The sequence below is a fragment of the Pseudomonas muyukensis genome, assembly GCF_019139535.1.
GTDB lineage: Bacteria > Pseudomonadota > Gammaproteobacteria > Pseudomonadales > Pseudomonadaceae > Aquipseudomonas > Aquipseudomonas muyukensis.
In genome coordinates this window covers 1,375,001-1,399,149 of record NZ_CP077073.1, presented here as the reverse complement: position 1 = coordinate 1,399,149, position 24,149 = coordinate 1,375,001, and the positions used below count along the sequence as shown (strand labels likewise).

The 24,149-nt window shown below is 65.8% G+C and carries 15 protein-coding genes and 2 rRNA genes (1 of these 17 cut by a window edge); 7 read left to right on the top strand and 10 right to left on the bottom strand.

Features of this window, described 5'->3' with window-relative positions; genetic code table 11:
* Positions 1 to 16 precede the first annotated feature (16 nt).
* From KSS95_RS06270 to KSS95_RS06245, 6 genes are all read left to right on the top strand, one after another.
* Positions 17 to 1,771 carry a bifunctional alpha/beta hydrolase/class I SAM-dependent methyltransferase gene (locus KSS95_RS06270; protein WP_217852580.1) on the top strand — a complete coding sequence of 585 codons (1,755 nt, stop codon included), beginning with the start codon at positions 17 to 19 and terminating at the stop codon, positions 1,769 to 1,771.
* Positions 1,771 to 3,096 (top strand): phosphatase PAP2/dual specificity phosphatase family protein, encoded by a 1,326-nt coding sequence (locus KSS95_RS06265; RefSeq protein WP_217852578.1) that lies wholly within the window; start codon positions 1,771 to 1,773, stop codon positions 3,094 to 3,096. The genes KSS95_RS06270 and KSS95_RS06265 overlap by 1 nt, the downstream gene beginning before the upstream one ends.
* The gene (locus KSS95_RS06260) at positions 3,093 to 3,512 is read left to right on the top strand and encodes a hypothetical protein (RefSeq protein WP_217852576.1); all 420 of its coding nucleotides are present in this window, start codon (positions 3,093 to 3,095) and stop codon (positions 3,510 to 3,512) included. Before KSS95_RS06265 ends, KSS95_RS06260 begins: the two co-directional genes overlap by 4 nt.
* A 5-nt stretch (positions 3,513 to 3,517) precedes the next feature.
* Positions 3,518 to 4,141 carry a lysophospholipid acyltransferase family protein gene (locus tag KSS95_RS06255; RefSeq protein ID WP_217852574.1) on the top strand — a complete coding sequence of 208 codons (624 nt, stop codon included), beginning with the start codon at positions 3,518 to 3,520 and terminating at the stop codon, positions 4,139 to 4,141.
* Between the two features lies 1 nt (position 4,142).
* Entirely contained in the window at positions 4,143 to 5,075 is a 933-nt protein-coding gene (locus KSS95_RS06250; RefSeq protein WP_217852572.1) for a phosphatidate cytidylyltransferase, read from the top strand.
* 218 nt (positions 5,076 to 5,293) lie between these two features.
* Complete coding sequence (locus KSS95_RS06245; protein WP_217852570.1) at positions 5,294 to 5,638, top strand: cupin domain-containing protein; 345 nt, start codon at positions 5,294 to 5,296, stop codon at positions 5,636 to 5,638.
* 183 nt (positions 5,639 to 5,821) lie between these two features.
* Here the strand turns inward: KSS95_RS06245 and mmsB are convergent, their stop codons facing one another.
* The gene (gene mmsB, locus KSS95_RS06240) at positions 5,822 to 6,709 is read right to left on the bottom strand and encodes a 3-hydroxyisobutyrate dehydrogenase (protein ID WP_217852569.1); all 888 of its coding nucleotides are present in this window, start codon (positions 6,707 to 6,709) and stop codon (positions 5,822 to 5,824) included.
* 10 nt (positions 6,710 to 6,719) lie between these two features.
* Positions 6,720 to 8,246, bottom strand: coding sequence for a CoA-acylating methylmalonate-semialdehyde dehydrogenase (locus tag KSS95_RS06235; RefSeq protein ID WP_217852567.1), 1,527 nt, complete (start codon positions 8,244 to 8,246; stop codon positions 6,720 to 6,722).
* 133 nt (positions 8,247 to 8,379) lie between these two features.
* On the opposite strand from KSS95_RS06235, the gene KSS95_RS06230 reads away from it, so the two are divergent.
* Positions 8,380 to 9,330, top strand: a complete 951-nt coding sequence (locus KSS95_RS06230; RefSeq protein WP_217852566.1) for a LysR family transcriptional regulator — start codon at positions 8,380 to 8,382, stop codon at positions 9,328 to 9,330.
* A gap of 112 nt (positions 9,331 to 9,442) precedes the next feature.
* Here KSS95_RS06230 and yfiB read toward each other — a convergent pair whose 3' ends face one another.
* The 8 genes from yfiB to KSS95_RS06190 form a co-directional block, all read right to left on the bottom strand.
* Positions 9,443 to 9,925, bottom strand: a complete 483-nt coding sequence (gene yfiB / locus KSS95_RS06225) for an outer membrane lipoprotein YfiB (RefSeq protein ID WP_217853939.1) — start codon at positions 9,923 to 9,925, stop codon at positions 9,443 to 9,445.
* 21 nt (positions 9,926 to 9,946) lie between these two features.
* On the bottom strand, positions 9,947 to 11,218 hold the full coding sequence (gene dgcN / locus KSS95_RS06220; protein WP_217852564.1) for a diguanylate cyclase DgcN/YfiN: 1,272 nt from the start codon (positions 11,216 to 11,218) through the stop codon (positions 9,947 to 9,949).
* A complete protein-coding gene (gene yfiR / locus KSS95_RS06215; RefSeq protein ID WP_217852563.1) occupies positions 11,215 to 11,790 on the bottom strand; it encodes a regulatory sequestration protein YfiR in 576 nt (191 codons plus the stop codon). Before yfiR ends, dgcN begins: the two co-directional genes overlap by 4 nt.
* A 70-nt stretch (positions 11,791 to 11,860) precedes the next feature.
* A complete protein-coding gene (gene recD, locus KSS95_RS06210) occupies positions 11,861 to 13,936 on the bottom strand; it encodes an exodeoxyribonuclease V subunit alpha (protein WP_217852561.1) in 2,076 nt (691 codons plus the stop codon).
* Complete coding sequence (gene recB / locus KSS95_RS06205; protein WP_217852559.1) at positions 13,933 to 17,604, bottom strand: exodeoxyribonuclease V subunit beta; 3,672 nt, start codon at positions 17,602 to 17,604, stop codon at positions 13,933 to 13,935. Before recB ends, recD begins: the two co-directional genes overlap by 4 nt.
* Positions 17,601 to 21,083: an exodeoxyribonuclease V subunit gamma gene (gene recC, locus KSS95_RS06200; protein ID WP_217852557.1), complete on the bottom strand. Its 3,483-nt coding sequence runs from the start codon at positions 21,081 to 21,083 to the stop codon at positions 17,601 to 17,603. Before recC ends, recB begins: the two co-directional genes overlap by 4 nt.
* A 532-nt stretch (positions 21,084 to 21,615) precedes the next feature.
* Positions 21,616 to 21,731 (bottom strand): 5S ribosomal RNA (gene rrf, locus KSS95_RS06195).
* A 130-nt stretch (positions 21,732 to 21,861) separates the two neighbouring features.
* Positions 21,862 to 24,149: ribosomal RNA gene (locus KSS95_RS06190) — 23S ribosomal RNA — on the bottom strand; it runs 605 nt beyond the window's last position.

Here is a 24,149-nt window from a genome sequence, read left to right as displayed (position 1 = left end):
GACAAGGATATTCGCCATGCGCCAAGCGCAATCGCTGCATTTCTCAACCCATGACGGGGTCGAGCTGCACTACCGTCACTGGCCCGCCACGCGCAACGAGCACCAGCCGCGCCGCGCGCTGGTGATGTTCCACCGCGGCCACGAGCACGGCGGGCGCCTGGCGCACCTGGCCGACGAGCTGGACATGCCCGGCTACGACCTGTTCGCCTGGGACGCCCGTGGCCATGGCCAGTCACCCGGCGCCCGCGGCGACAGCCCGAGCTTCGCCACCAGCGTGCGCGATGTGCAGACCTTCATCGAGCATATCCAGGGCCGGCACGGTATCGCCGAGGCCGACATGGTGGTGCTGGCGCAAAGCGTCGGCGCGGTGCTGGTGGCCACCTGGGCCCACGACTACGCACCCAAGGTGCGCTGCCTGGTGCTTGCCTCGCCGGCGTTCAAGGTCAAGCTCTACGTGCCGTTCGCCCGCCCCGGGCTGAAGCTGCTCAAGGCCCTGCGCGGCAACTTCTTCGTCAACAGCTACGTCAAGCCAGGCCTGCTCACCCACGACCCGGAACGGGTCATGTCCTATGTCGCCGACCCGCTGATCAGCCGGCCGATCTCGGTGACCATGCTGCTGGGCTTGTACGAGGCCGCCGAACGCGTGGTCGCCGATGCCCAGGCGATTCAGGTGCCGACCCAACTACTGGTCTCCGGCGCCGACTTCGTCGTCGAGCGCGGCCCGCAACTGCGCTTCTTCGAACGCCTGGGCAGCGCCCGCAAGGAATTGCATCTGCTGCCCGGTTTCTTCCACGACACCTTGGGCGAACGTGACCGGGCCCATGCCCTGGCGCGGATCGAGCGCTTCGTCGCCCATTGTTTCGACGCACCCGCACCGGTGCCGTCGCTGCTCGCTGCCGACAAGGCCGGCGCCAGCTGCGCCGAGGCCGAAAGCCTGGCCGCACCGTTGCCGCGCAACTCGCCGCGCGACCTCTACTGGCGCGCCACCCGCGCCAGCCTGCGCCTGGGCCAGGGGCTGTCCGCGGGGATCAAGCTGGGCTTCGACACCGGCTTCGACTCCGGCTCGACCCTCGACTACGTCTACCGCAATACGGCCACGGGCAAGGGCCGCCTGGGCGCGCTGATCGACCAGAACTACCTCAACGCCATCGGCTGGCGCGGCATTCGCCAGCGCAAGCTGCATGTCGAGGAACTGCTGCGCCTGGCCATCACCCAACTGCGCGCGCAACAACGCCCAGTGCATATCGTCGATATCGCCGCCGGTCACGGCCGCTACATCCTCGAGGCCCTGCAAGGGCTGGAGCAGTTGCCAGACTCGATCCTGCTGCGCGACTACAGCGAGCTGAACGTCCAGCAAGGCAGCGCGCTGATCGAAGCCAAGGGTCTGGGCCAGGTCGCCCGTTTCGTCCAGGGCGACGCCTTCGACCGCCAGAGCCTGGCCAGCCTCGCACCGCACCCCAGCCTGGCCGTGGTGTCCGGCTTGTACGAACTGTTCGCCAGTAACGAGCAGGTGAGCAACTCCCTGGCCGGGCTGGCCGACGCGATCGAGGACGGTGGCTACCTGGTCTACACCGGCCAGCCCTGGCACCCGCAACTGGAGATGATCGCCCGCGCCCTGACCAGCCACCGTGGCGGGCAGGCCTGGGTCATGCGGCGACGCAGCCAGGTGGAGATGGACCAACTGGTGGCGGCTGCAGGTTTTCGCAAGCTGACCCAGCGCATTGACGAATGGGGCATCTTCAGCGTCAGCCTGGCGCAGCGGGTGCGTTGATGGCCCGTGAAACCGGGCTGATTCGCCGCGGCGTACTGTGGCTGTTGCTGCTGGGGCCGTTGTTTTTCCTCAGCTACGGGCTGGCCAACGCCTATACCGCCGGGCGCGCGGATATCGCCAGCCTGGTGTTCGATTGGGAGCGGCAGATACCGCTGTGGCCCTGGACGATCATCCCGTACTGGTCGATCGACCTGCTGTATGGCTTGTCGTTCCTGCTGCCGCGCTCGCGTGCGGAGATGGACCGCCATGCCCTGGCACTGCTGAGCGCGCAACTGATCTGCGTGGCCTGCTTCCTGCTCTGGCCGCTGCGTTTCACCTTTGAGCGCCCCGAACTGGCGGGCCTGTTCGGCTGGCTGTTCGATGTGCTGATGGGCTTCGACAAGCCCTACAACCAGGCGCCGTCGTTGCACATTGCCTTGCTGGTGATCATCTGGACGATGTTCGCCCGGCATACGCGCCGTCCGGCCTGGCGCTGGGTGGTGCATGGCTGGATGGGGCTGATCGGTGTGTCGGTGCTGACTACCTGGCAGCACCACTTCGTCGATGTGCCGACCGGGGCGCTGGCGGGTTTCGTCTGCCTGTGGCTGTGGCCGCGCAGCAGCCCGTTGCCCTGGCAGCAGGCAGGTTGGGCGCAGGATCGGCAACGTTGGCGCCTGGCGCTGCGCTATGGCCTGGGCGCGGCGGTGCTGGCGCTGCTGGCGATGACGCTCGGCGGTGGCGGATTGTGGTTGCTGTGGCCGGCGCTGTCGTTACTGCTGGTGGCGCTGAACTATGCCCTGTTCGGCGCCGCAGGGTTCCAGAAAGGCACCGACGGGCGGCTGTCGGTGGCCGCCAGCTGGCTGTTGGCGCCTTACCTGCTGGGCGCCTGGATCAATTCGCGGCTATGGACCCGGCGCCATCCGCAGGCGGACGAGGTGGCTGACGGCGTGTACCTGGGCAGGGTGCCAGGGCGCAGGCAAGCATCGCTGTTCGCCGCGATTGTCGACCTGAGCGCGGAGCTGCCCTGTCTTGCCGTCAGTCGCCCCGCGATGACAACACCACAGCACTACCAGAGCCTGCCAACCCTGGACCTGATCGCCCCAGGCCGGGAAACCCTGCAACAGGCCGCCAAGGCCATCGAACACTGCCAGCGACAAGGCCCGGTGCTGGTCTGCTGCGCCCTGGGCTACTCGCGCAGTGCCAGCGCCGTCGCCGCCTGGCTGCTGCTCAGCGGCCGCTGCGCCACTGCCGAACAGGCCCAAGCGCTGATTCGCCAGGCGCGCTCCGGCGTGGTCCTGCAGCCGGCCCACCAGCTCGCCCTGCAACAACTGGAAGCCCATCCATGAACCTGCCTGTGGTCGCCAGCCTGCTCGCCCGCGGGCGCCAACTGGAGCGCCTGTCAGATGGCATCACCCTGCTGGCCCTGGCTTATAGCCTCGCACCGCTGCTGGGCATTGCCCTGCATCCGCTCGCCCGCTTGCTCTGCGCAGCGTTGCTGGTGATCGGCCTGGCGCACAAATACTGGGCCATCCGCGTCGCCCTGGATGCCGAGCTGTTCGCCCGGCTCGGCGCCAGCACTGACCTGCCCGCCGACACCGAGGCACTGGACCGCGCACTGTTCGAACTGCGCCTGAAACCGAACTGCCACGATCCACGCGACTGGCCGAGCCGCAGCCAGGCCGCGCTGGCCCTGCTACGCCGCCAGGCCTTGTGCCTGGCCGTGCAGGTGCTGCTGATCGCCACCCTTCCCTTCACCGGATAAACCCGATGCTCGCCAGCCTGACCGCCTTCGTGATCACCTCCGCCGCCCGCCTGATCACCGGCGCCCGTGCCTTGTGGCTGGGCTGCACGCCGCAACCGGTGCAACGCCTGTACTTCGCCAACCACAGCAGCCATGGCGACTTCGTGCTGCTGTGGGCCGCGCTGCCCGAACCGTTGCGGCGGCGCACACGCCCCGTGGCGGGTGCCGACTACTGGTGCCAGCCAGGCATGCGCAATTTCCTGATCCGCCAGGTGTTCAACGCCGTGCTGATCGACCGTCAGCACGGCCCAAGCGAGGGCAACCCGCTGCAACCGGTGCTCGATGCCTTCGCCCAGGGCGATTCGCTGATCTTCTTCCCCGAGGGCACGCGCAACCTGACCGACGACCCGCTGCTGCCATTCAAGAGCGGCCTGTTCCACCTGGCCACGGCCAACCCGCAGGTCGAACTGGTACCGGTATGGATCGCCAACCTCAACCGGGTCATGCCCAAGGGCCGCGCCCTGCCGCTGCCGCTGCTGTGCACCCTGAGCTTCGGCGAGCCGCTGCACCTGGAGCCGGACGAAAGCAAGCACGCCTTTCTCGAGCGGGCCCGCCAGGCCTTGCTGAACCTGGCCCCGAAGGAAGCCTGAAATGGATCACAACACCCTGTCCCTGTTCGCCGGCATCGGCGCCCTGCTGCTGCTCGCCAGCCTGGTCGGCCGCCTGCTCAAGTGGCGCGCCGGCCCGGCGCCGCACGCGGTAATCGACAACCTCAACGCGCGCATCAATGCCTGGTGGGTGATGGTGCTGGTGATCGGCATCGCCTTCCTGTTCGGCAAGTACGGCGTGATCGTGCTGTTCTACGGCGTGTCGTTCTACGCCCTGCGCGAATTCATGACCCTCACCCCGACCCGGCGCAGCGACTACCCGGCGCTGGCGGCGGCGTTCTATGTCGCGCTACCGGTGCAGTACCTGCTGATCGCCATGGACTGGTACGGGCTGTTCAGCATCTTCATCCCGGTGTACCTGTTCCTGCTGCTGCCGATCCTGGCCAGCTTCGGCGGCGATACCACACGCTTTCTCGAGCGCGCCTCGAAGGTGCAGTGGGGCTTGATGATCGCGGTGTACTGCGTGTCCTCGGTGCCGGCGCTGATGACCCTGGACATCCCCGGCTACGAAGGCCGCAACCTGCTGCTGATCGCCTGGCTGATCCTCGTGGTGCAGATCAGCGACGTGTTGCAGTACGTGTGCGGCAAGCTGTTCGGCAAGCGCAAGGTGGCACCCAACCTGTCGCCGTCCAAGACCCTCGAAGGCCTGCTGGGCGGCGTGGCCCTGGCCACCCTGATCGGCGCGCTGCTGTGCTGGATCACCCCGTTCACCTTCTGGCAGGCGGCGCTGATGGCGTTGACGGTCAACGCCATGGGCTTCTTTGGCGGGCTGGTGATGTCGGCGATCAAGCGCGACCGCGGGGTGAAGGACTGGGGCCACATGATCGAAGGCCACGGCGGCATGCTCGACCGCATGGACTCGGTGTGCTTCGCCGCGCCGGTGTTCTTCCACTTCGTAAGGTATTGGTGGGCATGAGGTACTGGGGTTTGGCGAAAGCCTTGCAGTGCCTATGAGATCGAGCGCCGCCCGCGCGGCGCTCGATCTCATAGGCGCTGCAAGGCATTCGGCAAGCACCTGAAAGCCGCCTGTCGGCATAGCGCGCGCAGACAGCTGAGCGTCGACCCCAGGCAACCGTGCCCAAGGCGATGGCCCTAAGGTGATGGATCATTTCGCCACTCACCTGGAGCCACGCCATGTCCGATTTCATCACCGTCCTGCGCGAAACCTGCCCGACCCCGGTGGTCGACGCCACCAAGTGGAAGCGCATCGGCGGCGACCCGCACACCGTCAACCTCAATGCCTACCTGTCCGCCGACGGCAGCAAGATCATGGGCACCTGGATCTGCACGCCGGGCAAGTTCGAGGTCAACTATGAAAAGTGGGAGTACTGCCATTTCCTCGAGGGCTATTGCATCGTCACCCCTGAGGGTGAAGAGCCGAAGCATCTGAAGGCTGGGGATGTGTTCGTGATCGAACCGGGGATGAAGGGAACCTGGGAAGTGGTCGAGACCGTGCGCAAGTACTTCGTCTTCGCCTGATAGCGCTGGGCCGCCCTGCGCCCCCCGTGGGAGCGGCCTTGTGTCGCGATCGAGGGCGCAGCCGCAGCCCAAGGCAGATCAAAAAAGACAGCTCAAAAAAAATCGCGGATCGGGCACCCTCCCCTCTGGTGCGCAGTTACAGAGGCAAGGGCCACCCGGCCCGCGATCAAGTCCACTCGCTCGTCAATCCTTCTTGCGATACCCCTCGACGATCGCCGAGAAATCCTTGCCGCCTTCGCCGCGCAGGCTCATGGCCTGGTACAGCTGCTGGGCCACGGCGCCGAGGATCACCGGCTGGTGCGCCTGGCGCGCGGCCTCGGTGGCCAGCCCCAGGTCCTTGAGCATCAGCTCGGCGCCGAAGCCGCCGGTATAGCCACGGGACGCCGGGGCAGTCTCGATGATGCCCGGCCATGGGTTGTAGGTGTCGGAACTCCAGCAACGCCCGGTCGAACTGTTGATGATGCCGGCCAGCACCTTGGTGTCGATGCCCAGCGCATTGCCCAGGGCCATGGCCTCGGACACGCCGATCATCGAGATCCCCAGCAGCAGGTTGTTGCAGATCTTGGCGATCTGCCCGGTGCCCACTTCACCGCAGTGCACAATATTGCGGCCCATCTGCTCGAGCACCGGCTTGAGGCTGGCGAACAGCTCGGCGCTGGCGCCGACCATGAAGGTCAGGGTGCCGGCCGCCGCGCCACCGGTACCGCCGGAAACCGGCGCATCGCCCATGTCGATGCCCTTGGCCGCCGCGGCCTTGGAGACGTCGCGGGCGGTCTGCGGGTCGATGGTGCTGCAGTCCACGGTCGGGGTGCCGGGGCGGATGCCGGCCAGCACGCCGTCCTCGTTCAAGTACACGCCGCGCACATGGGCCGCGGCCGGCAGCATGGTGATCACCAGCTCGCTGTTGGCGGCGGCGTCCTTCGGCGAGCTGCTGACCTGCCCGCCCAGTTCGGCGAGCTCGGCCAGCACGGTCTTGTTCAGGTCGAACAGGTTCAGCTGGTGCCCGGCCTTGATCAGGTTACGGGCCATGGGCGCGCCCATGTTGCCCAGGCCAATGAATGCGATACGCATGACGAGCTCCTTAGCGCAGGCTGATGGTGGTGTTCACACCGTCATTGACGCTGTCGTCATCGAACCAACGGGCAGTGACGGTCTTGGTCTGAGTGTAGAACTGCACCACCTGCTTGCCGTACGGGCCAAGGTCGCCAAGCTTGGAGCCGCGCGAGCCTGTGAAGCTGAAGAACGGCACCGGCACCGGGATCGGGATGTTGATACCCACCTGGCCGATGTCGATCTCGCTCTGGAACTTGCGCGCCGCCGCGCCGCTCTGGGTAAACAGGCCAGTGCCGTTGCCGAACGGGTTGGCGTTGACCAGGGCGATGGCCTCGTCGAGGGTGTCGACCTCCAGGGTCACCAGCACCGGGCCGAAGATTTCCTGGGTGTAGACCTGCATGTCGGTGGTCACCCCGGAGAACAGGGTCGGGCCGACGAAGTTGCCTTGCTCGTAGCCCGGCACCTTGACGCCGCGGCCATCGAGCTCGAGCTTGGCGCCCTCCTTGATACCGCTTTCGATCAGGCCCAGCACACGCTCCTTGGCGCGCTTGGAGACCACCGGGCCGACATCGGTGCCCGGCTCGCTGCCGGCGTTGACCTTGAGCTTGCTGGCGGCATCCTTGATGTCCGGCAGCCACTCGCGGGCCTTGCCCACCAGCACCGCCACCGAGGTGGCCATGCAGCGCTGGCCGGCCGCGCCAAAGGCGGCGCCGACCAGGGCGTTGATGGTCTGGGTGCGGTTGGCGTCGGGCAGGATCACCGCATGGTTCTTGGCGCCCATCATCGATTGCACGCGCTTGCCGTGCTGGCTGCCGAGGTTGTAGACGTGGGTGCCGACTTCGGTCGAACCGACGAAGGAGATCGCCTTGATGTCCGGATGGGTGCAAATGCCATCGACCACCTGCTTGCCGCCGTGCACCACGTTGAGCACGCCAGCCGGGATGCCCGCCTGCAGCGCCAGCTCGACCAGCATCATGGTCGACAGCGGGTCCTGTTCGGACGGCTTGAGCACGAAAGTGTTGCCGCAGACGATGGCCATCGGGAACATCCACAGCGGGATCATCGCCGGGAAGTTGAACGGGGTGATACCGGCGCACACGCCGATCGGCTGGCGCAGGGTGTAGGTGTCGACACCACCGGCGACGTTCTCGGCGAACTCGCCCATCTGCAGGGTGCCGATGGACGCTGCGTGCTCGACCACTTCCAGGCCGCGGAAGATATCGCCTTCGGCATCGGCAATGGTCTTGCCCTGCTCGGCGCTGAGGGTCACGGCGATGCGTTTGCTGTGCTCACGGATCAACGCCTGCAACTTGAGCATGATGCGCATGCGTGCGCCGATCGGGGTGTCACGCCAGGTCTTGAACGCGCGCTCGGCGGCGGCCACGGCGGCGTTCACCTCCTCCTCGGTGGCGAATGGCACCCGCGCCAGCACTTGCTGGGTGGCCGGGTTGACGATATCGCGCCACTCGGTGGTCTTCGACTCGACCCATTGGCCGTCGATCAGCAGCTTGACCTGCTCGACCTTGGCCTGGTCGGGGGTTTGCGGTGCGTTCATCTGCGCTCTCCTTGGAATTATTGTCGGAACGAGATCGCCTACGCCGGGGTGAACACGGGGTGGCGTCTAGGGGCTGAGATCGAGTATAGATGTGCAAACATCCAACAAGAATGCACAAAAAAACCGGATCATCATGCAAAAAGACCTCACCTCCCTGAGCGCGCTCAACTGGGACGACCTCAAGTTCTTTCTTGAGGTAGCGCGCACCCGCAAGGCCAGCAGTGCGGCCAAGCGCCTGAGCGTGGACTACACCACGGTCTCGCGGCGCATCGGCTCACTGGAAGGGGCGCTGGGCACATTGCTGTTCGAGAAGTCGCGCACCAACGGCTTCGTCCTCACCGCCGAGGGCCAACGCCTGCTGGGCTATGCCGAATCGATCGAAAGCACCCTGCACATGGCCTGCGAGCAGGTCTCAGGCTCCGGCGTGGCGTTGTCGGGGCATGTGCGCATGGGCTGCACAGAAGGCTTCGGCAGCTTTTTCGTCACCCCGCAGCTGAGCCATTTCGTCGACGCCTGGCCGGCGATATCGGTGGATATCCTGCCGCTGCCGCACTTCATCAGCCTGTCCAAGCGCGAGGCCGACATCGTTATCGCGCTGGAACGCCCGGAACATGGTCCTTACGTGTGCTGCAAGCTGTGCGACTACCGCCTGCGCCTGTACGCCACCCAGGACTACCTGGCGCGCCACCCGCCGATCCAGCAGATTGCCGACCTGGCGCAGCATCCGTTCATCAGCTATGTCGACGACCTGGCATTCAGCTCGGAGTTGCTGTACCTGGCCAACCTGATCCCCAATGCCCAGGCGCACCTGCGCAGCACCAGCGTGATCGCCCAGTACACGGCGGCGTTGCAGGGGCGCGGGCTGGCGATCCTGCCGTGTTTCCTGGCGGCGCAGGACCCACGGCTGGTGACGGTGCTGCCGGAGCAGGTCGAGGTGACGCGGCAGTTCTGGATGTACTGCCGGGAAGATCTGCGCAAGTTGAAGCGGATCACCCTGCTGTGGGACTACATCCGCGAGGTGACCGAGGCCAATGCGCCGTTGCTGATGGGCCAGACGCGGGACATGAAGTTCGCCCGACACTGACGAGGACCGCCATGTGGCCCATTCGCCGGCAAGCCGGCTCCTAGCAAACAATACGTGATTGCTGTAGCAGCCGGCTTGCTGGCAAACGGAACGCGCAGCGGCCCCACTAGCCTCAGTCGGAGCCCACCACGATCGACACCCGGCGGTTCTCCATGCGCCCTGCCGCGGTGCGGTTGTCGGCCACCGGCTGGCTGCTGCCCATGCCGCGGGTCTGGATGTTCTGCGGCTGCATGCCGATGCCGATCAGCGCCTTGGCCACGCTCTGCGCGCGACGCTCGGACAACTGCTGGTTGTAGGCGGCCTTGCCCGAGGCATCGGCATGGCCGTCGATGCGCACCCGCTGGATGTTCACCGACAGCAAGGCCTTGCCGATGCGCTCGACGATCGATTCGCTCTGGCTGTTGAGGCTGTCCAGGTCGCTGCCGAACAGCACCTTGCCCGACAGGTCGAACGCCCAGCCTTCGTCGGTCGGGGCGAAGCCCTCGCGCTTGAGCACCGCCACCTGCTCGGGGGTCAGGCCCTTGGGCGGCACGCTCTGGCAGCCGGCAAGCGCCAGCAGAGCCAGCAGCAGGGCAAAAATCGGGAAACGCAGCATGGGAAAACGGTTGGTCACGGTTCAGCTCCTGTTCTTTACGTCAGTGGCACGGCGCTCCGGCTGGGCCACTTGCCAATGGCCACGGCGCTTGCGCTTGGCCTGGTACATCGCCGCATCGGCGGCATTGAGCAGACTGGCCGGGTCGCGGCCGTCGTCGGGGTAATAGGCGATGCCGACACTCAGCGAGGTGGTGATGCTGTTGCCATCCTCCAGCGGCACCGGCACCTTCATGCTGGCGATGATCTTCTCGGCGATGCGCTGGGCGTCCTCGCGCGAGTGCAGCGGCGTCAGCAGAATGGCGAACTCGTCGCCGCCCAGCCGCGCCACCAGGTCATGCTCGCGCAGTTGCGCGCGCACCCGGCTGGCGACGCTCACCAGCACCTCGTCGCCCACCGCGTGGCCGAGGCTGTCGTTGATCTGCTTGAAATGGTCGCTGTCGAGGAACAGCAGCGCCAGGTGCTCCTCGTTGCGCGCAGCGCTGCGCAGGCTGCGGCTCAGGCGGCCCTCGAAGAACGCGCGGTTGGGCAGGCCAGTGAGGCTGTCGTGGCTGGCCTGATGGGCAAGGCTCTCGTTCTCGCTCTGCAAGTGGCTGTGCCAGGCCTCCAGCTCATCGAGCAGGGCATTGAAGTCGTTGCCCAGCTCATTGAGTTCGGCGATCTGGGTCTCGGGCACGCGCCGGTCGAAACTGCGCTCGCGGCGCGCGGCGTGGGCGACGCTGGCCAGGTGGCGCAGCGGCCGGATGATATCGCCGAACACCCGGCGCGACAGGTACAGCGCCAGCACCGCGCTGAGCACGGTACACACCAGGATGCCAACCAGGCCGCTGAGCAGGAAGCGCACCAGGCTGCCGCCCTGCCCGGTCAGCTCGATATGGCCGACCCGCTGGCCCATGTGCTGCACCGGCATGTTGATCGGCTCTTCCAGCAGGCTGCGCGCCACCTGGGTCTGCAACTGCGCCATCACCCCCTGCTCATCGCGTTGCCAATGGGCCAGCAGGTCGCCGTCGTTGTCGTACACCTTGGCGTCGGCCACCTCCTCGGTGGCGGCGATCAGCGCCAGCGCCTCGTTGGCCGCGGCGCTGTCGTCGAATACCACGGCGGCCTCGACGGTGTAGTTGATGGAACGGGCGATCAAGTGCAGGTTGTGGTTGGCGTACACCCGCAGCGCCGCGACCCCGAGCAGGGTCACCAGCACCCCGGCAAGGCCGGCGGCGAGCAAGGCCACGCCCAGGTGGCCGCGGCCCAGTACCGCACGCAAGGTTGGCCGGCTGACGCGCTTGGCTGGACGTTTCATGGCTGCCCTGCCCGGCGTCGCGACAGTTGCAGCACGCTGGGGTGGATGCGCACGCCACTGCGCGCCACCGAGTCGAGGTTGACGTCGAAGGCCACCTGCGGATCGCCAATGCGCAGGCAGAACAGGCTGCCGACCGTGCATGGGTCGCCGGCCTCGCTGATGCTCAGTACCGGGTGGCCGTTGAGCGCCTGGAACAGCCGCTCGCGATGGGCCTGGTCGAGCTTGCCGATGTACACCGCATCGCAGGCACTGGCCACGCTCGGGTCGTTGGCCAGCAGGCGCCGCACCTGCAGCGGCTGCCCGGAATTCTGCACATTGCCCTTGATCAGGTCATCGGCGTACTCGGTGGGGCCGACCAGGCACAGGCGCAAGGGGTTGGGCTCGGCCGGCCAGCGTGCGTAGCTGAGGATGCCCAGCACCACCTGGGTCACGGCCCGGGCGCGCTGCTGCACGTGCGCGTCCGGCACGCTACCGGCCGCCCAGGCGGACGCGCCGTTCGACAACAGCAGGGCCATCAGCAGCGAGAACGCACAGCCCGTCACTCGTCTCAAGGCCGAGACAGCCACTGTCATGGAGGGAAATCTCACAAAAGTATTTGCAGATAATGCCGCAACGATAGCATATCGGCGGCGAACTCCAGAGTCAGACTTGCTCCAGCATCAGCCCCGACACCCGCCTGACCTTGCGCTCCACAGCCTCCTCGAACACCCCGGCGCGCGGCTCGATCAGGCTGAAGCAGTGCTTGGCGCGGGTGATGCCGGTGTACACCAGCTCCTTGGTCAGCACCGGGTTCAGTGCGTCGGGCAGCACCAGCGCGGTATGGCTGAACTCCGAGCCCTGGGACTTGTGCACGGTCATGGCGAACACGGTTTCCACTTCGCTGAGGCGGCTGGGCAGGACGAAACGCACGCCACCACTGCCGTCGTTGCGCGGGAAGGCCACCCGCAGCAGCGCCTGGCCCTGCTCGTCCGGCAGGCGCAGGGCAATGCCGATATCACCGTTCATCAGGCCAAGGCCGTAGTCGTTGCGCGTCACCAGCACCGGGCGGCCCTCGTACCAGGGTTGCTGGTTGTCGATCAGCCCGGCATTGTGCAGCACCCGGGCGACCCGTTCGTTCAGCCCTTCGACGCCCCAGGCGCCCTTGCGCACCGCGCACAGCAACTGGAACGCCTCGAAACTGCGCAGCACCTCGCCGGCCCATTGCTCCCAGCGCGGATCGTCGACGGGCGTGCCCGGCGCCGGGCGCAAGCGGCCAATCGTGCGCAGGTAGCTGCGGTAGCCTTGCGGGCCCTCTGCGCCCTGGTTGAGGCCATCGAGCAGCAGGCGATCGAAGCGCTTGTCGTGCTCGCCACCGAGCGTCAGGCAGAACACATCGTCGAGCCGGGTGGCCAGCAGCGCCCGCGCCTCCTGCGCCTGCTGGCGGTTGACCAGCCGCGCCAGCTGGCCGATGCCGCTGCCCTCACCAAAGCGTCGGGAATGGCGCAGCATGACAATCTGCTGGGCCAGTGGCTTGCGCGGCTCATCGCCCGCCTGCAAGCCGATGCCGGCCAGCGACTGCCCCCCCACCTGCTCCAGCCAGGCCAGGGTCTGCGGCCAGTAGCAGCCATCCTCGGCATCCCGGCACAGGTCCCCCAGCACCGCGCCGGCTTCCACCGAGGCCAACTGGTCCTTGTCGCCCAGCAGCACCAGGCGCGCGCTGGCCGGCAGGGCATCGAGCAGGTTGGCCATCATTTCCAGGTCGATCATCGACGCCTCGTCGACCACCAGCACGTCCAGCGGCAAGGGATTGCCCGCGTGATGGCGGAAGTGCCGCGACCCTGGGCGGCTGCCCAGCAGGCGGTGCACGGTGCTGACCTCGGTGGGGATCTGCTCGCGCACCTCGGCCGCCACTTGCAGGCGCGCCACCTGTTGGCCAATGGATTCGGTCAGGCGTGCCGCGGCCTTGCCGGTCGGCGCTGCCAGGCGGATACGCAGCGGCCGCCCCTGCTCGACCGCCGGCGCCTGCAACAGCGCCAGCAGGCGCACCACCGTGGTGGTCTTGCCAGTACCCGGGCCACCGGTGATCACGCTGAAACCGGCGCGGGTCGCCAGGGCACAGGCAAGCTTTTGCCAGTCCACCTCGCCTGCGGGGGCGCCGCCGTCGAACAACTGCGCCAGGCGCTGCGGCAAGTCGGCCTGCAACGGCAGCTGCCGGGCCAGGCGCTGGTGCAGCGTGGCGTCGATGCGCCGCTCGTAGGTCCAGTAGCGGCGCAGGTACAGGCGTTCACCACTAAGCACCAAGGGCCGCGGGCGTTGCGCAAGGGCGTCGCCATCGGCCACCAGGGTGCTCTGGCCGATGCGCTGCAACCACAGCCCCAGGTCGAGGCTGCCCAGCAACTGCGAGGGCAGCAGCAGGGGGCCGGTCAGGGCATCCCCTTCCGGCGGCAACGACAGGGCAAAATCCGGCTCGGCAAGGGTCTGGCGCAGGTCGAGGCAGACATGGCCATGGCCCAGCTGGTGGCTGGCCAACGCCGCCGCCAGCAGCACCAGCGGATCGCTGCCGGGCGCGCGCTCCTCGAGGAAGCCGACGAACGCCCGGTCGAGGGCGCGCAACCAGCCGCGCTCGACCCAGCGATCGAGCAGGGCCAGCAAGTCATGGCTGTCGCCCAGTGGCGCCAGGGCGTTGAGGTGTTCGGCCTGCAACGGGGTGGGCAGCAGGTCGTCGAGGCGTCGGCTCATGGCGCGGCTCCGGCAAACAGGTCCTGTTGTTCGGGTGCGTGCTCGCCGCGAAACAGCGCGTCGAGCTGCTCGATCAGCGCCCGTGGCGGCCGGGCGTGGTACAGCCCATGGCCCGCCGTGGTGACGCCACGCAGGAAGATGAACAAGGCACCGCCGACATGGCGGTCGTAGTCGTAGTCGGGCAGGCGCGCGCGCAGCTGGCGATGCAGGGCCAGCAGGTAGAGCACGTACTGCAGGTCGTAGCGGTGCTCGAGGATCGCCTGCTCCATGGCCTGGGCCTCGTAGGCGCCGGCATCGGGGCCGAGCCAGTTGGACTTGTAGTCGGCCACGTAGTAGCGCCCATCGAGTTCGAAGGCCAGGTCGATGAAGCCCTTGAACATGCCGTTGAGCACGGTCGGCAAGGCCGCCGGGCGCGCGGCGCCGGCATGGGTATGGCGCACCACCTGTTGATCGAGCTGCTGCGCATCGACCCGGTGGCTGGCGAACCAGAACTCCATTTCGATCTGGTACTGGCGCAACCCCGCCAGGCTCACGGTGGTGCCCTGCAGCGGCAAGGGCTGCACCAGCAGCTGTTGCAGCCATTGCGTGAGCGTCGGGATCCAGCCCTTCCAGTCACGCCGGTTGCAACGCCGGCCAACGGTGCGCTCGATCTCGGCGGGCAGGGCACTGACCTCGGCAAACCCTTCGCGCCCGGCCCACTCGAGCAGGCCGTGGAGGAAGGTGCCGGGGTTCGGCCCGCGGGGGAAACGATGAATGTCGCCGGCCTCGGCCGGCACCTGGCGCAGCAACTGGCTGTCCAGGGTTTCATCGTCCAGCAGTTGCTGGGCCTGGGAACTGTCGGCGACCAGGGTCTGGTCGCCCAGGCGCAAGGCGCTGTACGAGGCGATCCACCAATGCTCGGCGGCGGCGCGCCGTGGCTTGCGCGGTGGCAGCAGCTCGCGCTGGTTGTCCGGTATGCGGTAGCGCTGTTCGTCGGCCGGCGGCAACGGCAGCCTGGCGATGCTCGGGCTACTGGCCGCCAGAGTGTCGAGCCACCCGGCCAATTGATTGCTCGCTGCCAGCGGCACGCCACCGCCGAGCAGGTAGCCCAGGGCCGAACGGTGCAACTGCGAACTGCGCTGGGTGCCGCGCTTGAGGTCGGCCACCCCCAGCCAGCAGGCATGCTGGGCCCGGGTCAGGGCCACGTAGAGCAGGCGCAGGTCCTCGGCCAGGCGTTCATCGTCGGCGCGCTCGATCTGCCGTGCATCGGGTGTCAGCGTGAGGTGCGCGACCCCTTCGTCGTCATGCCAGCCCAGCGGCAGGCGCTGGCCGTCCACCGGCTTGCTGGTGCAGATGAACGGCAGGTAGACCAAGGGGTACTCCAGGCCCTTGGACTTGTGGATGGTCACCACCTTGACCAGCTGTTCGTCGCTCTCCAGGCGCAGGATCTGCTCTTCGCCGACCTGCCCGGCGGTGGCCAGGTGCTCGGTGAGGTGGCGAATCAGCGCCTGCTCGCCATCCAGTTCGCCCGCTGCCTGTTGCAGCAGCTCGGCCAGGTGCAGCAGGTTGGTCAGCACCCGTTCGCCGTCGCTGCGGCCCATGAGCGTGCGCGGCAGTTGGAAGTCATGCAGCAGGCGGCGCAGCATCGGCAGCACGCCCTGGCGTTGCCAGGTGTCGCGGTAGCGCCGAAAACGCATCACCCAGTCTTCCCAGACGCGCTCGTCCTGGTTCAGCCGCTCCAGCTCGATCAACGGCAGGTCGAGGGTCAGGCTGGCCAGCGCGGCCTTGAGCAGGCGCTCGGCATCCGGCTCGGCGCAGGCCTTGAGCCAGGCCAGCAGGTCGTGGGCCTCCTGGGCGGCGAACACCGAGTCCTTGTCCGACAGGTACACGCTGCGCACGTCGCGGGCAGCCAGCTCGGCGCGGACCATCTGCGCCTCGCGGCCATCGCGCACCAGGATGGCGATATCCGCAGGCAGGCAGGGCCGCAACTTGCCGGCCGCATCGGCAAAACCGGTGACACCCTGCTGGCCGCCATCGAGCAAGGCGACGATATGGCTGGCGCAACTGGCCGCCAGGCGTTGGCGATACAGCGTGCTGGATACCGGCTCGTCACTCTCCAGCTGCCAGCATTGCAGCGCGGCAGTGGCCTGGCCGTCGATCAGCAGCTGCTCGCTGCGGCCCTTGGCATGGACTTCGACGAAGGGCAGCGGGTTGTCGCCCTGGGCGCGGAACAGGAACGCGCCGCGCCCTTCGCGCCGCGCCTCGGCCTCGAGGAACACCCGGTTGACCGCCGCGACCATGGCCTGGCTGGAGCGGTAGTTGGTGTCCAGGCTGTGCAAGCGCCCGGCGCTGGCACGCCGGGCGGCCAGGTAGGTGAAGATGTCGGCGCCACGAAAGGCGTAGATCGCCTGCTTGGGGTCGCCGATCATGAACAGGCCGGTGTCCGGGTTGTTTTCGTCGATCCGGTAGATGCGCTCGAAGATGCCGTACTGCACCGGGTCGGTGTCCTGGAATTCGTCGATCAAGGCCACCGGGAACTGCTCGCGGATCAACCCCGCCAGGCGCTCGCCAGCGTCGCTGCCCAGTGCATGCTGCAAGCGCAGGAGCATGTCGTCGAAGCCCATTTCGGCACGTCGGCGCTTTTCCACCTCGAAGCGCGCCGAAACCCAGGCCGCGGCATGCTCCAGCAGGCGTGCATCGGGGCTGGCGAGCCCCTGCAATTGCTCGCGCAGGGTTTCCATGGCACGCAGCGCCGGGTGTTCGGGGGGCTCGCCGACCTTCCAGGCTTCAGCCATGCCGGCCGGGGTCAGGCGGGTGAAACCGGTGCCCAGGTCCAGCTCCATGGCCTGCTCGTCACCAGCCCAGGCGCGCAGCTTGTCGAACCAGGGCTCGAAGTAGCGCGCTTGCAACTTGCGTCCGTCCGCCTGCTTGGCGGCCACGGCATCGCGGCAGATCTGCTGCAGCTCGTCGGCCCAGGCGCCCCATGGCGCCTTGAGCTGGCCCAACTGCTCGGTGCGCTGGCGCAGGGTCGCTTCGATCAGCGCCTGCGGGTCGCCTTCGTCGGCCTGGCCACGCACCCGCCCGAACAACGGCCTGATGCGCGGCAGCAAGGCATCCGGGCTGCCCCAGTTGCCACGCACCCAGGCCAGCGATTCGCCACGCATGCCGTAGCAGAAGCGCCGCCAGTAATCGCGCATGACCTGCCCAAGCAGTTCGCTGTGGTCGGTTTCGAGGCTCTGAGTGAACAGGCTGCCGCTGTCGAAGGCGTGTTCGCGCAACATGCGCTGGCACCAGCCGTGGATGGTCGAAACCGCCGCTTCGTCCATCCACTGCACGGCGATCTCCAGGCGGCTGGCGCAACGTGCCCAGTGCGCCTGTGGATAATCGTCGCGCAGTTGATGCAACAGCGGGTCGGCGTCTTGCAGCTCGCCACGGAAGAACCGCGCCGCCTCGGCCAGGCGCGCGCGGATACGCTCGCGCAGCTCCTTGGTGGCGGCATCGGTGAAGGTCACCACGAGGATCTGTGGCGGCAGCAGTTCGCGGCTGAACGCCTGGGCGCCGCCATGCCCGAGGATCAGGCGCAGGTACAGCGCGGAAATGGTGAAGGTCTTGCCGGTACCGGCGCTGGCCTCGATCAGTTGGCTGCCGTGCAGGGGAAAACTCAACGCCAGGGGGCGGGCTTGGCTCATTGGTCGCTCTCCGGGTTACCCAGGGTCTGCCAGGGCGCGGCGAACAGCGGGCGATACAGGGTTTCGCACCAACCTTCGAACGTCTCGTCCAGGGCCAGCGCGGCAAAGTCACGGAATTGCCGGGCCAGGGCCAGGCTCTCGCTGCGCTCGCCAAAGCTGTTCTGGCCATCGCCTTCGTAGGCGCGCGTCGCGCCAGCCAGGGCCTTGTCCGGGTCTTCCTGGGCGAGCCAGGCGAAGGCGGTCTTGGTCGCCACCGGCAACGGCGTGTTCATGCCGGCCTGGCGCGCCACCAGCAAGTCGCCCAGGCGCTCGGCGGCCTCATGCTGGGGCAGCGGGCCCAGCAACAGGGTGATGTCGCTGGCCACCAGGGCGCTGTGCTGTGGATAACCGCAGGCGCAGGCGGCCAGGTGCATGACCCAGGTCGGTACCAGGCGATGCCACTTCAGGCTGTTGCGCCCGGCGCTGATGGCGTTGGGCACCGTGGCAATGCTCAGCAGGCTCTGGTCCTCGGCCTGGTAGACCCGACCGAGCCAGCCTTCCAGGCGGTGCGGTCCGTGCTCGAAGTGAATCGGCAAGGCGCCTTCGACCACGCTCGGCCAACGCTGCAACAACTGCCGGTGGCGTTGCAACAGGTCCGGCAGCGGCTGGATCAGCTCCACCTGCAGGGCCTCGCCGAAACCGGCCAGGGGCAGCAGGCCGCAGGCCTGGAGGCGGCGCGCCTGGGTGTGCAGCGCTTGCTCGGCGTTGTCCGGGTCGGCCAGCGCCGCGCCCAACAGGCTTTCACTCAGGCCATAGCGTTGCAGCGCATCGAGGCTGAAGGGTTCTTCGTCCGGGGTCGGTGCTTCCAGGGCTTCGAAGAACACTTTCAGGCGCTGGCTGAAGAAGTGGCGTACCGGGTGGCGCAAAAAGTCCTGCAACTGCGTCAGGCTCAGCGGTTCATCGCTGCTGTACGGCGGCAGCCCGACATGCTCGGCCTGCCCCTCGGCCTCGGCCTGATGCAGCACCAGCCACTCATTGGCAAAGCTGAACAGCGGGCTGCCTTTCTGGAAGTAGCGCTGGCTGAAAGGCTGCAACGGGTGCTCCTGGGTCAGCGCGTGGAGCAACTGTTGCCCCGGGTCGTCCCGTTGCCCGGCCTTGGCGCCGGCCAACTGCCAACCGGCGGCCAGATGGTCGCGCAACTGGCCGACCAGCACCGATGCCGGGCGTTCGCTGTTGTCGCGGATGCTGCGGCCCACCCAGCTGACATACAACTGGTCGCGCGCCGAAAGCAGGGCCTCGAGCAACAGGTAGCGGTCATCTTCGCGGCGCGAACGGTCGCCGGGGCGGTAGTCGCTGGCCATCAGGTCGAAATCCAGTGGCGGCTGCGCCCGCGGGTAGTCGCCGTCGTTCATGCCCAGCAGGCAAACCACGCGGAACGGGATGGCCCGCATCGGCATCAACGTGCAGAAATTCACCGAACCGGCGAGGAAACGCTGGGACAGCTTGCCCTGATCCAAGCCCGACAACCAGGCCTCGCGGACCACCGTGAGCGGCAGCAGGTCCTGCAGGCCGACCGCTTCGCAGGTTTCCAGCCAGGTGTCGCGCAGGTCCTGGAGCTGCACCAGCAGCAGTTCGTCATGTTCGTCCTCGGCCAGGAAGAACACCTGCAACAGGGCATGCAGCCGCTCGCCCCACTCAGTGGCGGTGGCAGGCTGCGACAGGGCCTGGCAGGCCACGTCCAGGGCATCGAGCAGCGCCACCAACGGGCCGATCAACGCAGCGTCAAGGCCACCGATCTCGTCGTAGGGCTCGATACCGTCGCAGCCCTCGCCCACCCCCACCGCATAGCCGAGCAGCATGCGCCGCAGGCCGAATCGCCAGCTGTTCTGCTCCAACCCTTCGGGCAGGCCCAGGGTGGCTCGCTGCTGGGCACTGAGCCCCCAGCGAATGCCGGCGCCTTCGATCCAGCGGTGCAAGGTGGCCAGGTCGCTCTGCTGGATGGCAAAGCGGGCACGCACCGCCGGGACATCCAGCAGGTCGAGCACTTCGCTCACGGCGAAGCGGCTGTCGGGCAACTTGAGCAGGTGCTCAAGCGCGATCAGCAACGGGTCGCGGCCGCGCTGGCCCTGGTCGGTCAGGGTGAAGGGGATGTAGCGCGGGTCGTTGCGCTCCAGCTGGCCGAATACCGCGCGGATGTGCGGCGCGTAGGTATCGATCGCCGGGAGCATGACGATGATGTCCCGCGGGCGCAGGCTTGGGTCGGCGCTGAACCGGGCGAGCAACTGGTCGTGGAGGATCTCCACCTCACGTTGCGGGCTGTGGGCGACATGAAAGCGTACCGAGCGGTCCTTGGCAGGCTCCACCGCAGGCCATTGCTCGCGGGTTTCCGCCAACGGGCGCAGCTCGAGGATATCGTCCTGCAACTGGTTGAGCAGGGTCTTCGGCTCGCCGTCACTGAACAGGTCGATGCGTCCGTCGCTGAACACGCTCTGGTAGCTGCCGGGGTCGTCGTAACTGTCGAGCAGGTTGATGTAGTCGCGGCCCTGCTTGCCCCAGGCGGCCAGCAGCGGGTGGGCGTGCTGGTGCAGCAGTTCGTCGTCTAGTTGCAGCGGCATGCCCTGCTTGCGCTGCTGGCGTTTGTACTGGTGACGCAGCAGGTCCTTGTCGGCGACGATGTCGCCCCAGTGGTGGCGGCAGGGGTTGTGCACGCACAACAGTACCTGACTGAAACGGGCAAGCCCGGCCAGCGCCTCGAGAATCTGCGCCGGCAGCGACGAGATACCGAAGACGATCAGCCGCGCAGGCAGGCCGGCGGGGGCTTGCTCCAGGCTGTTGATCCGCTCGATGAAGCGTTGATGCACACCCGCCCGGCTTTGTGCCATGCCGGCTTCCCCCACGTCCTCGAGCAGGATCCGCCACAACTCGGCCTGCCAGCGATTAGCTGGGGCGAGGGGCTTGCGCTCACCGCGCGCGGTGTTGAGTACATGGGCGCCGTTGGCCCAGTCCTTGAGCCAGTCGGCCCGGTAGACCTGGTACTGGTCGAACAGATCGGCCAGGCGCTCGGCCAACTGGTAGCGCTTGCGCAAGTCGCTGTCATCGGTGAGGAAGCGGCGCAGCGGCTCGAAGTGCGGTAGCTCGATCACCTCCGGCAGCAGGCGCATCAGGCGCCAGGTCAGCGGGGCCTTGTCGAGCAGCGACACCTCGGGAATTTCGTCACGGCCCAGAACCCGGCGATACAGCTGCCACATGAAACTGCCCGGCAATTGCACCTCGATCGCCGCGGCAATGCCACAACCACCCTGGTCGCCCTCCTGGGGATCCTCGGCCAAGGCCAGCTTCAGCCACTGGGCGATACCGTTGCTCTGTACCAGGGCGATTTCGTTTTCCAGCGGCGCCAAGGGATAGCGACGCATCACGCTCACCACCAAGTTGCGCAAATCATCCAGGCGGTTGCCCTGGACGATCATGAAGCCTGGGTGCAGTGAGGTGGTCTGGGGCATTGGTTGTTCTCGGGTGGCAGTCGATTCCAAGGGGGAACCTTAACATGGCGCAGATGGCGGGAGCGTAGCTTGCCTGCGGCGCCTGGCCCCGGCCCTGCAATGGCCCCTGTAGGCGCGGCCTTGTGTCGCGAAAGGGCTGCGCAGCGGCCGTAATTCAGGCGACGCGATTGTCCTGGAGGACCGAGGCTGCAGGATGGCACCGGCTGCGCCGGTGTTCGCCGGCAAGGCCGGCTCCTACAGCGATCGCCGCCCGCCTGCGGCCTGTAGGAGCCAGCCTTGCTGGCGAACCAAGCGACGCGGTCTGCCTGCAATGGCCCCTGTAGGAGCGGCCTTGTGTCGCGATCGGGCGCGCAGCGGCCGTAATCCAGGCGACGCGATTGTCCTGGAGGACCGAGGCTGCAGGTTTTGCGGCCGCTGCGCGCCCGATCGCGACACAAGGCCGCTCCTACAAGGGCCGCACCTGCCGGGGTTTTCTGCACCACAAAGACAAAACCCCTACCTGCTCGCGCAGATAGGGGTTTTGCGAAATGAATCTTGACGATGACCTACTCTCACATGGGGAAGCCCCACACTACCATCGGCGATGCATCGTTTCACTACTGAGTTCGGGATGGGATCAGGTGGTTCCAATGCTCTATGGTCGTCAAGAAATTCGGTTGCCGTGAATGCCTTGCAGCACTCTCAGCCAATTCGGATATGTGAATTTGTGGCCCTACGAATCTTCGGGTCTTTCGTCTTCACCACCACAATCTGCGTAAGCAAATTGCTTGGGTGTTATATGGTCAAGCCTCACGGGCAATTAGTATTGGTTAGCTCAACGCCTCACAGCGCTTACACACCCAACCTATCAACGTCGTAGTCTTCGACGGCCCTTTAGGGGATTCAAGATCCCAGTGAGATCTCATCTTGAGGCAAGTTTCCCGCTTAGATGCTTTCAGCGGTTATCTCTTCCGAACATAGCTACCCGGCAATGCCACTGGCGTGACAACCGGAACACCAGAGGTTCGTCCACTCCGGTCCTCTCGTACTAGGAGCAGCCCCTCTCAAATCTCAAACGTCCACGGCAGATAGGGACCGAACTGTCTCACGACGTTCTAAACCCAGCTCGCGTACCACTTTAAATGGCGAACAGCCATACCCTTGGGACCGGCTTCAGCCCCAGGATGTGATGAGCCGACATCGAGGTGCCAAACACCGCCGTCGATATGAACTCTTGGGCGGTATCAGCCTGTTATCCCCGGAGTACCTTTTATCCGTTGAGCGATGGCCCTTCCATACAGAACCACCGGATCACTAAGACCTACTTTCGTACCTGCTCGACGTGTTTGTCTCGCAGTCAAGCGCGCTTTTGCCTTTATACTCTACGACCGATTTCCGACCGGTCTGAGCGCACCTTCGTACTCCTCCGTTACTCTTTGGGAGGAGACCGCCCCAGTCAAACTACCCACCATACACTGTCCTCGATCCGGATAACGGACCTGAGTTAGAACCTCAAGGTTGCCAGGGTGGTATTTCAAGGATGGCTCCATGAGAACTGGCGTCCCCACTTCAAAGCCTCCCACCTATCCTACACAAGCAAGCTCAAAGTCCAGTGCAAAGCTATAGTAAAGGTTCACGGGGTCTTTCCGTCTAGCCGCGGATACACTGCATCTTCACAGCGATTTCAATTTCACTGAGTCTCGGGTGGAGACAGCGCCGCCATCGTTACGCCATTCGTGCAGGTCGGAACTTACCCGACAAGGAATTTCGCTACCTTAGGACCGTTATAGTTACGGCCGCCGTTTACCGGGGCTTCGATCAAGAGCTTCGCTTGCGCTAACCCCATCAATTAACCTTCCGGCACCGGGCAGGCGTCACACCCTATACGTCCACTTTCGTGTTTGCAGAGTGCTGTGTTTTTAATAAACAGTCGCAGCGGCCTGGTATCTTCGACCGGCGTGGGCTTACGCAGCAAGTGCTTCACCCTCACCGGCGCACCTTCTCCCGAAGTTACGGTGCCATTTTGCCTAGTTCCTTCACCCGAGTTCTCTCAAGCGCCTTGGTATTCTCTACCTAACCACCTGTGTCGGTTTGGGGTACGGTTCCCAGTTATCTGAAGCTTAGGAGCTTTTCTTGGAAGCATGGCATCAACCACTTCGCGCTCTAATGAGCACTCGTCATCAGCTCTCGGCCTTAAGATCCCGGATTTGCCTAAGATCTCAGCCTACCACCTTAAACTTGGACAACCAACGCCAAGCTGGCCTAGCCTTCTCCGTCCCTCCATCGCAATAACTGGAAGTACAGGAATATTAACCTGTTTTCCATCGACTACGCTTTTCAGCCTCGCCTTAGGGACCGACTAACCCTGCGTCGATTAACGTTGCGCAGGAAACCTTGGTCTTTCGGCGTGCGAGTTTTTCACTCGCATTGTCGTTACTCATGTCAGCATTCGCACTTCTGATACCTCCAGCAAGCTTCTCAACTCACCTTCACAGGCTTACAGAACGCTCCTCTACCGCGTCATCAAAGATGACACCCGTAGCTTCGGTGCATGGTTTGAGCCCCGTTACATCTTCCGCGCAGGCCGACTCGACTAGTGAGCTATTACGCTTTCTTTAAAGGATGGCTGCTTCTAAGCCAACCTCCTAGCTGTCTAAGCCTTCCCACATCGTTTCCCACTTAACCATGACTTTGGGACCTTAGCTGACGGTCTGGGTTGTTTCCCTTTTCACGACGGACGTTAGCACCCGCCGTGTGTCTCCCATGCTCGGCACTTGTAGGTATTCGGAGTTTGCATCGGTTTGGTAAGTCGGGATGACCCCCTAGCCGAAACAGTGCTCTACCCCCTACAGTGATACATGAGGCGCTACCTAAATAGCTTTCGAGGAGAACCAGCTATCTCCGAGCTTGATTAGCCTTTCACTCCGATCCACAGGTCATCCGCTAACTTTTCAACGGTAGTCGGTTCGGTCCTCCAGTCAGTGTTACCTAACCTTCAACCTGCCCATGGATAGATCGCCCGGTTTCGGGTCTATACCCAGCGACTAAAGCGCCCTATTAAGACTCGCTTTCGCTACGCCTCCCCTA

Bases quoted from the DNA above. Each gene is read 5' to 3' on its own strand.
- KSS95_RS06270 (WP_217852580.1), top strand. From the start codon at position 17: ATGCGCCAAGCGCAATCGCTGCATTTCTCAACCCATGACGGGGTCGAG.
- KSS95_RS06265 (WP_217852578.1), top strand. From the start codon at position 1,771: ATGGCCCGTGAAACCGGGCTGATTCGCCGCGGCGTACTGTGGCTGTTG.
- KSS95_RS06260 (WP_217852576.1), top strand. From the start codon at position 3,093: ATGAACCTGCCTGTGGTCGCCAGCCTGCTCGCCCGCGGGCGCCAACTG.
- KSS95_RS06255 (WP_217852574.1), top strand. From the start codon at position 3,518: ATGCTCGCCAGCCTGACCGCCTTCGTGATCACCTCCGCCGCCCGCCTG.
- KSS95_RS06250 (WP_217852572.1), top strand. From the start codon at position 4,143: ATGGATCACAACACCCTGTCCCTGTTCGCCGGCATCGGCGCCCTGCTG.
- KSS95_RS06245 (WP_217852570.1), top strand. From the start codon at position 5,294: ATGTCCGATTTCATCACCGTCCTGCGCGAAACCTGCCCGACCCCGGTG.
- mmsB (WP_217852569.1), bottom strand. From the start codon at position 6,709: ATGCGTATCGCATTCATTGGCCTGGGCAACATGGGCGCGCCCATGGCC.
- KSS95_RS06235 (WP_217852567.1), bottom strand. From the start codon at position 8,246: ATGAACGCACCGCAAACCCCCGACCAGGCCAAGGTCGAGCAGGTCAAG.
- KSS95_RS06230 (WP_217852566.1), top strand. From the start codon at position 8,380: ATGCAAAAAGACCTCACCTCCCTGAGCGCGCTCAACTGGGACGACCTC.
- yfiB (WP_217853939.1), bottom strand. From the start codon at position 9,925: ATGCTGCGTTTCCCGATTTTTGCCCTGCTGCTGGCTCTGCTGGCGCTT.
- dgcN (WP_217852564.1), bottom strand. From the start codon at position 11,218: ATGAAACGTCCAGCCAAGCGCGTCAGCCGGCCAACCTTGCGTGCGGTA.
- yfiR (WP_217852563.1), bottom strand. From the start codon at position 11,790: ATGACAGTGGCTGTCTCGGCCTTGAGACGAGTGACGGGCTGTGCGTTC.
- recD (WP_217852561.1), bottom strand. From the start codon at position 13,936: ATGAGCCGACGCCTCGACGACCTGCTGCCCACCCCGTTGCAGGCCGAA.
- recB (WP_217852559.1), bottom strand. From the start codon at position 17,604: ATGAGCCAAGCCCGCCCCCTGGCGTTGAGTTTTCCCCTGCACGGCAGC.
- recC (WP_217852557.1), bottom strand. From the start codon at position 21,083: ATGCCCCAGACCACCTCACTGCACCCAGGCTTCATGATCGTCCAGGGC.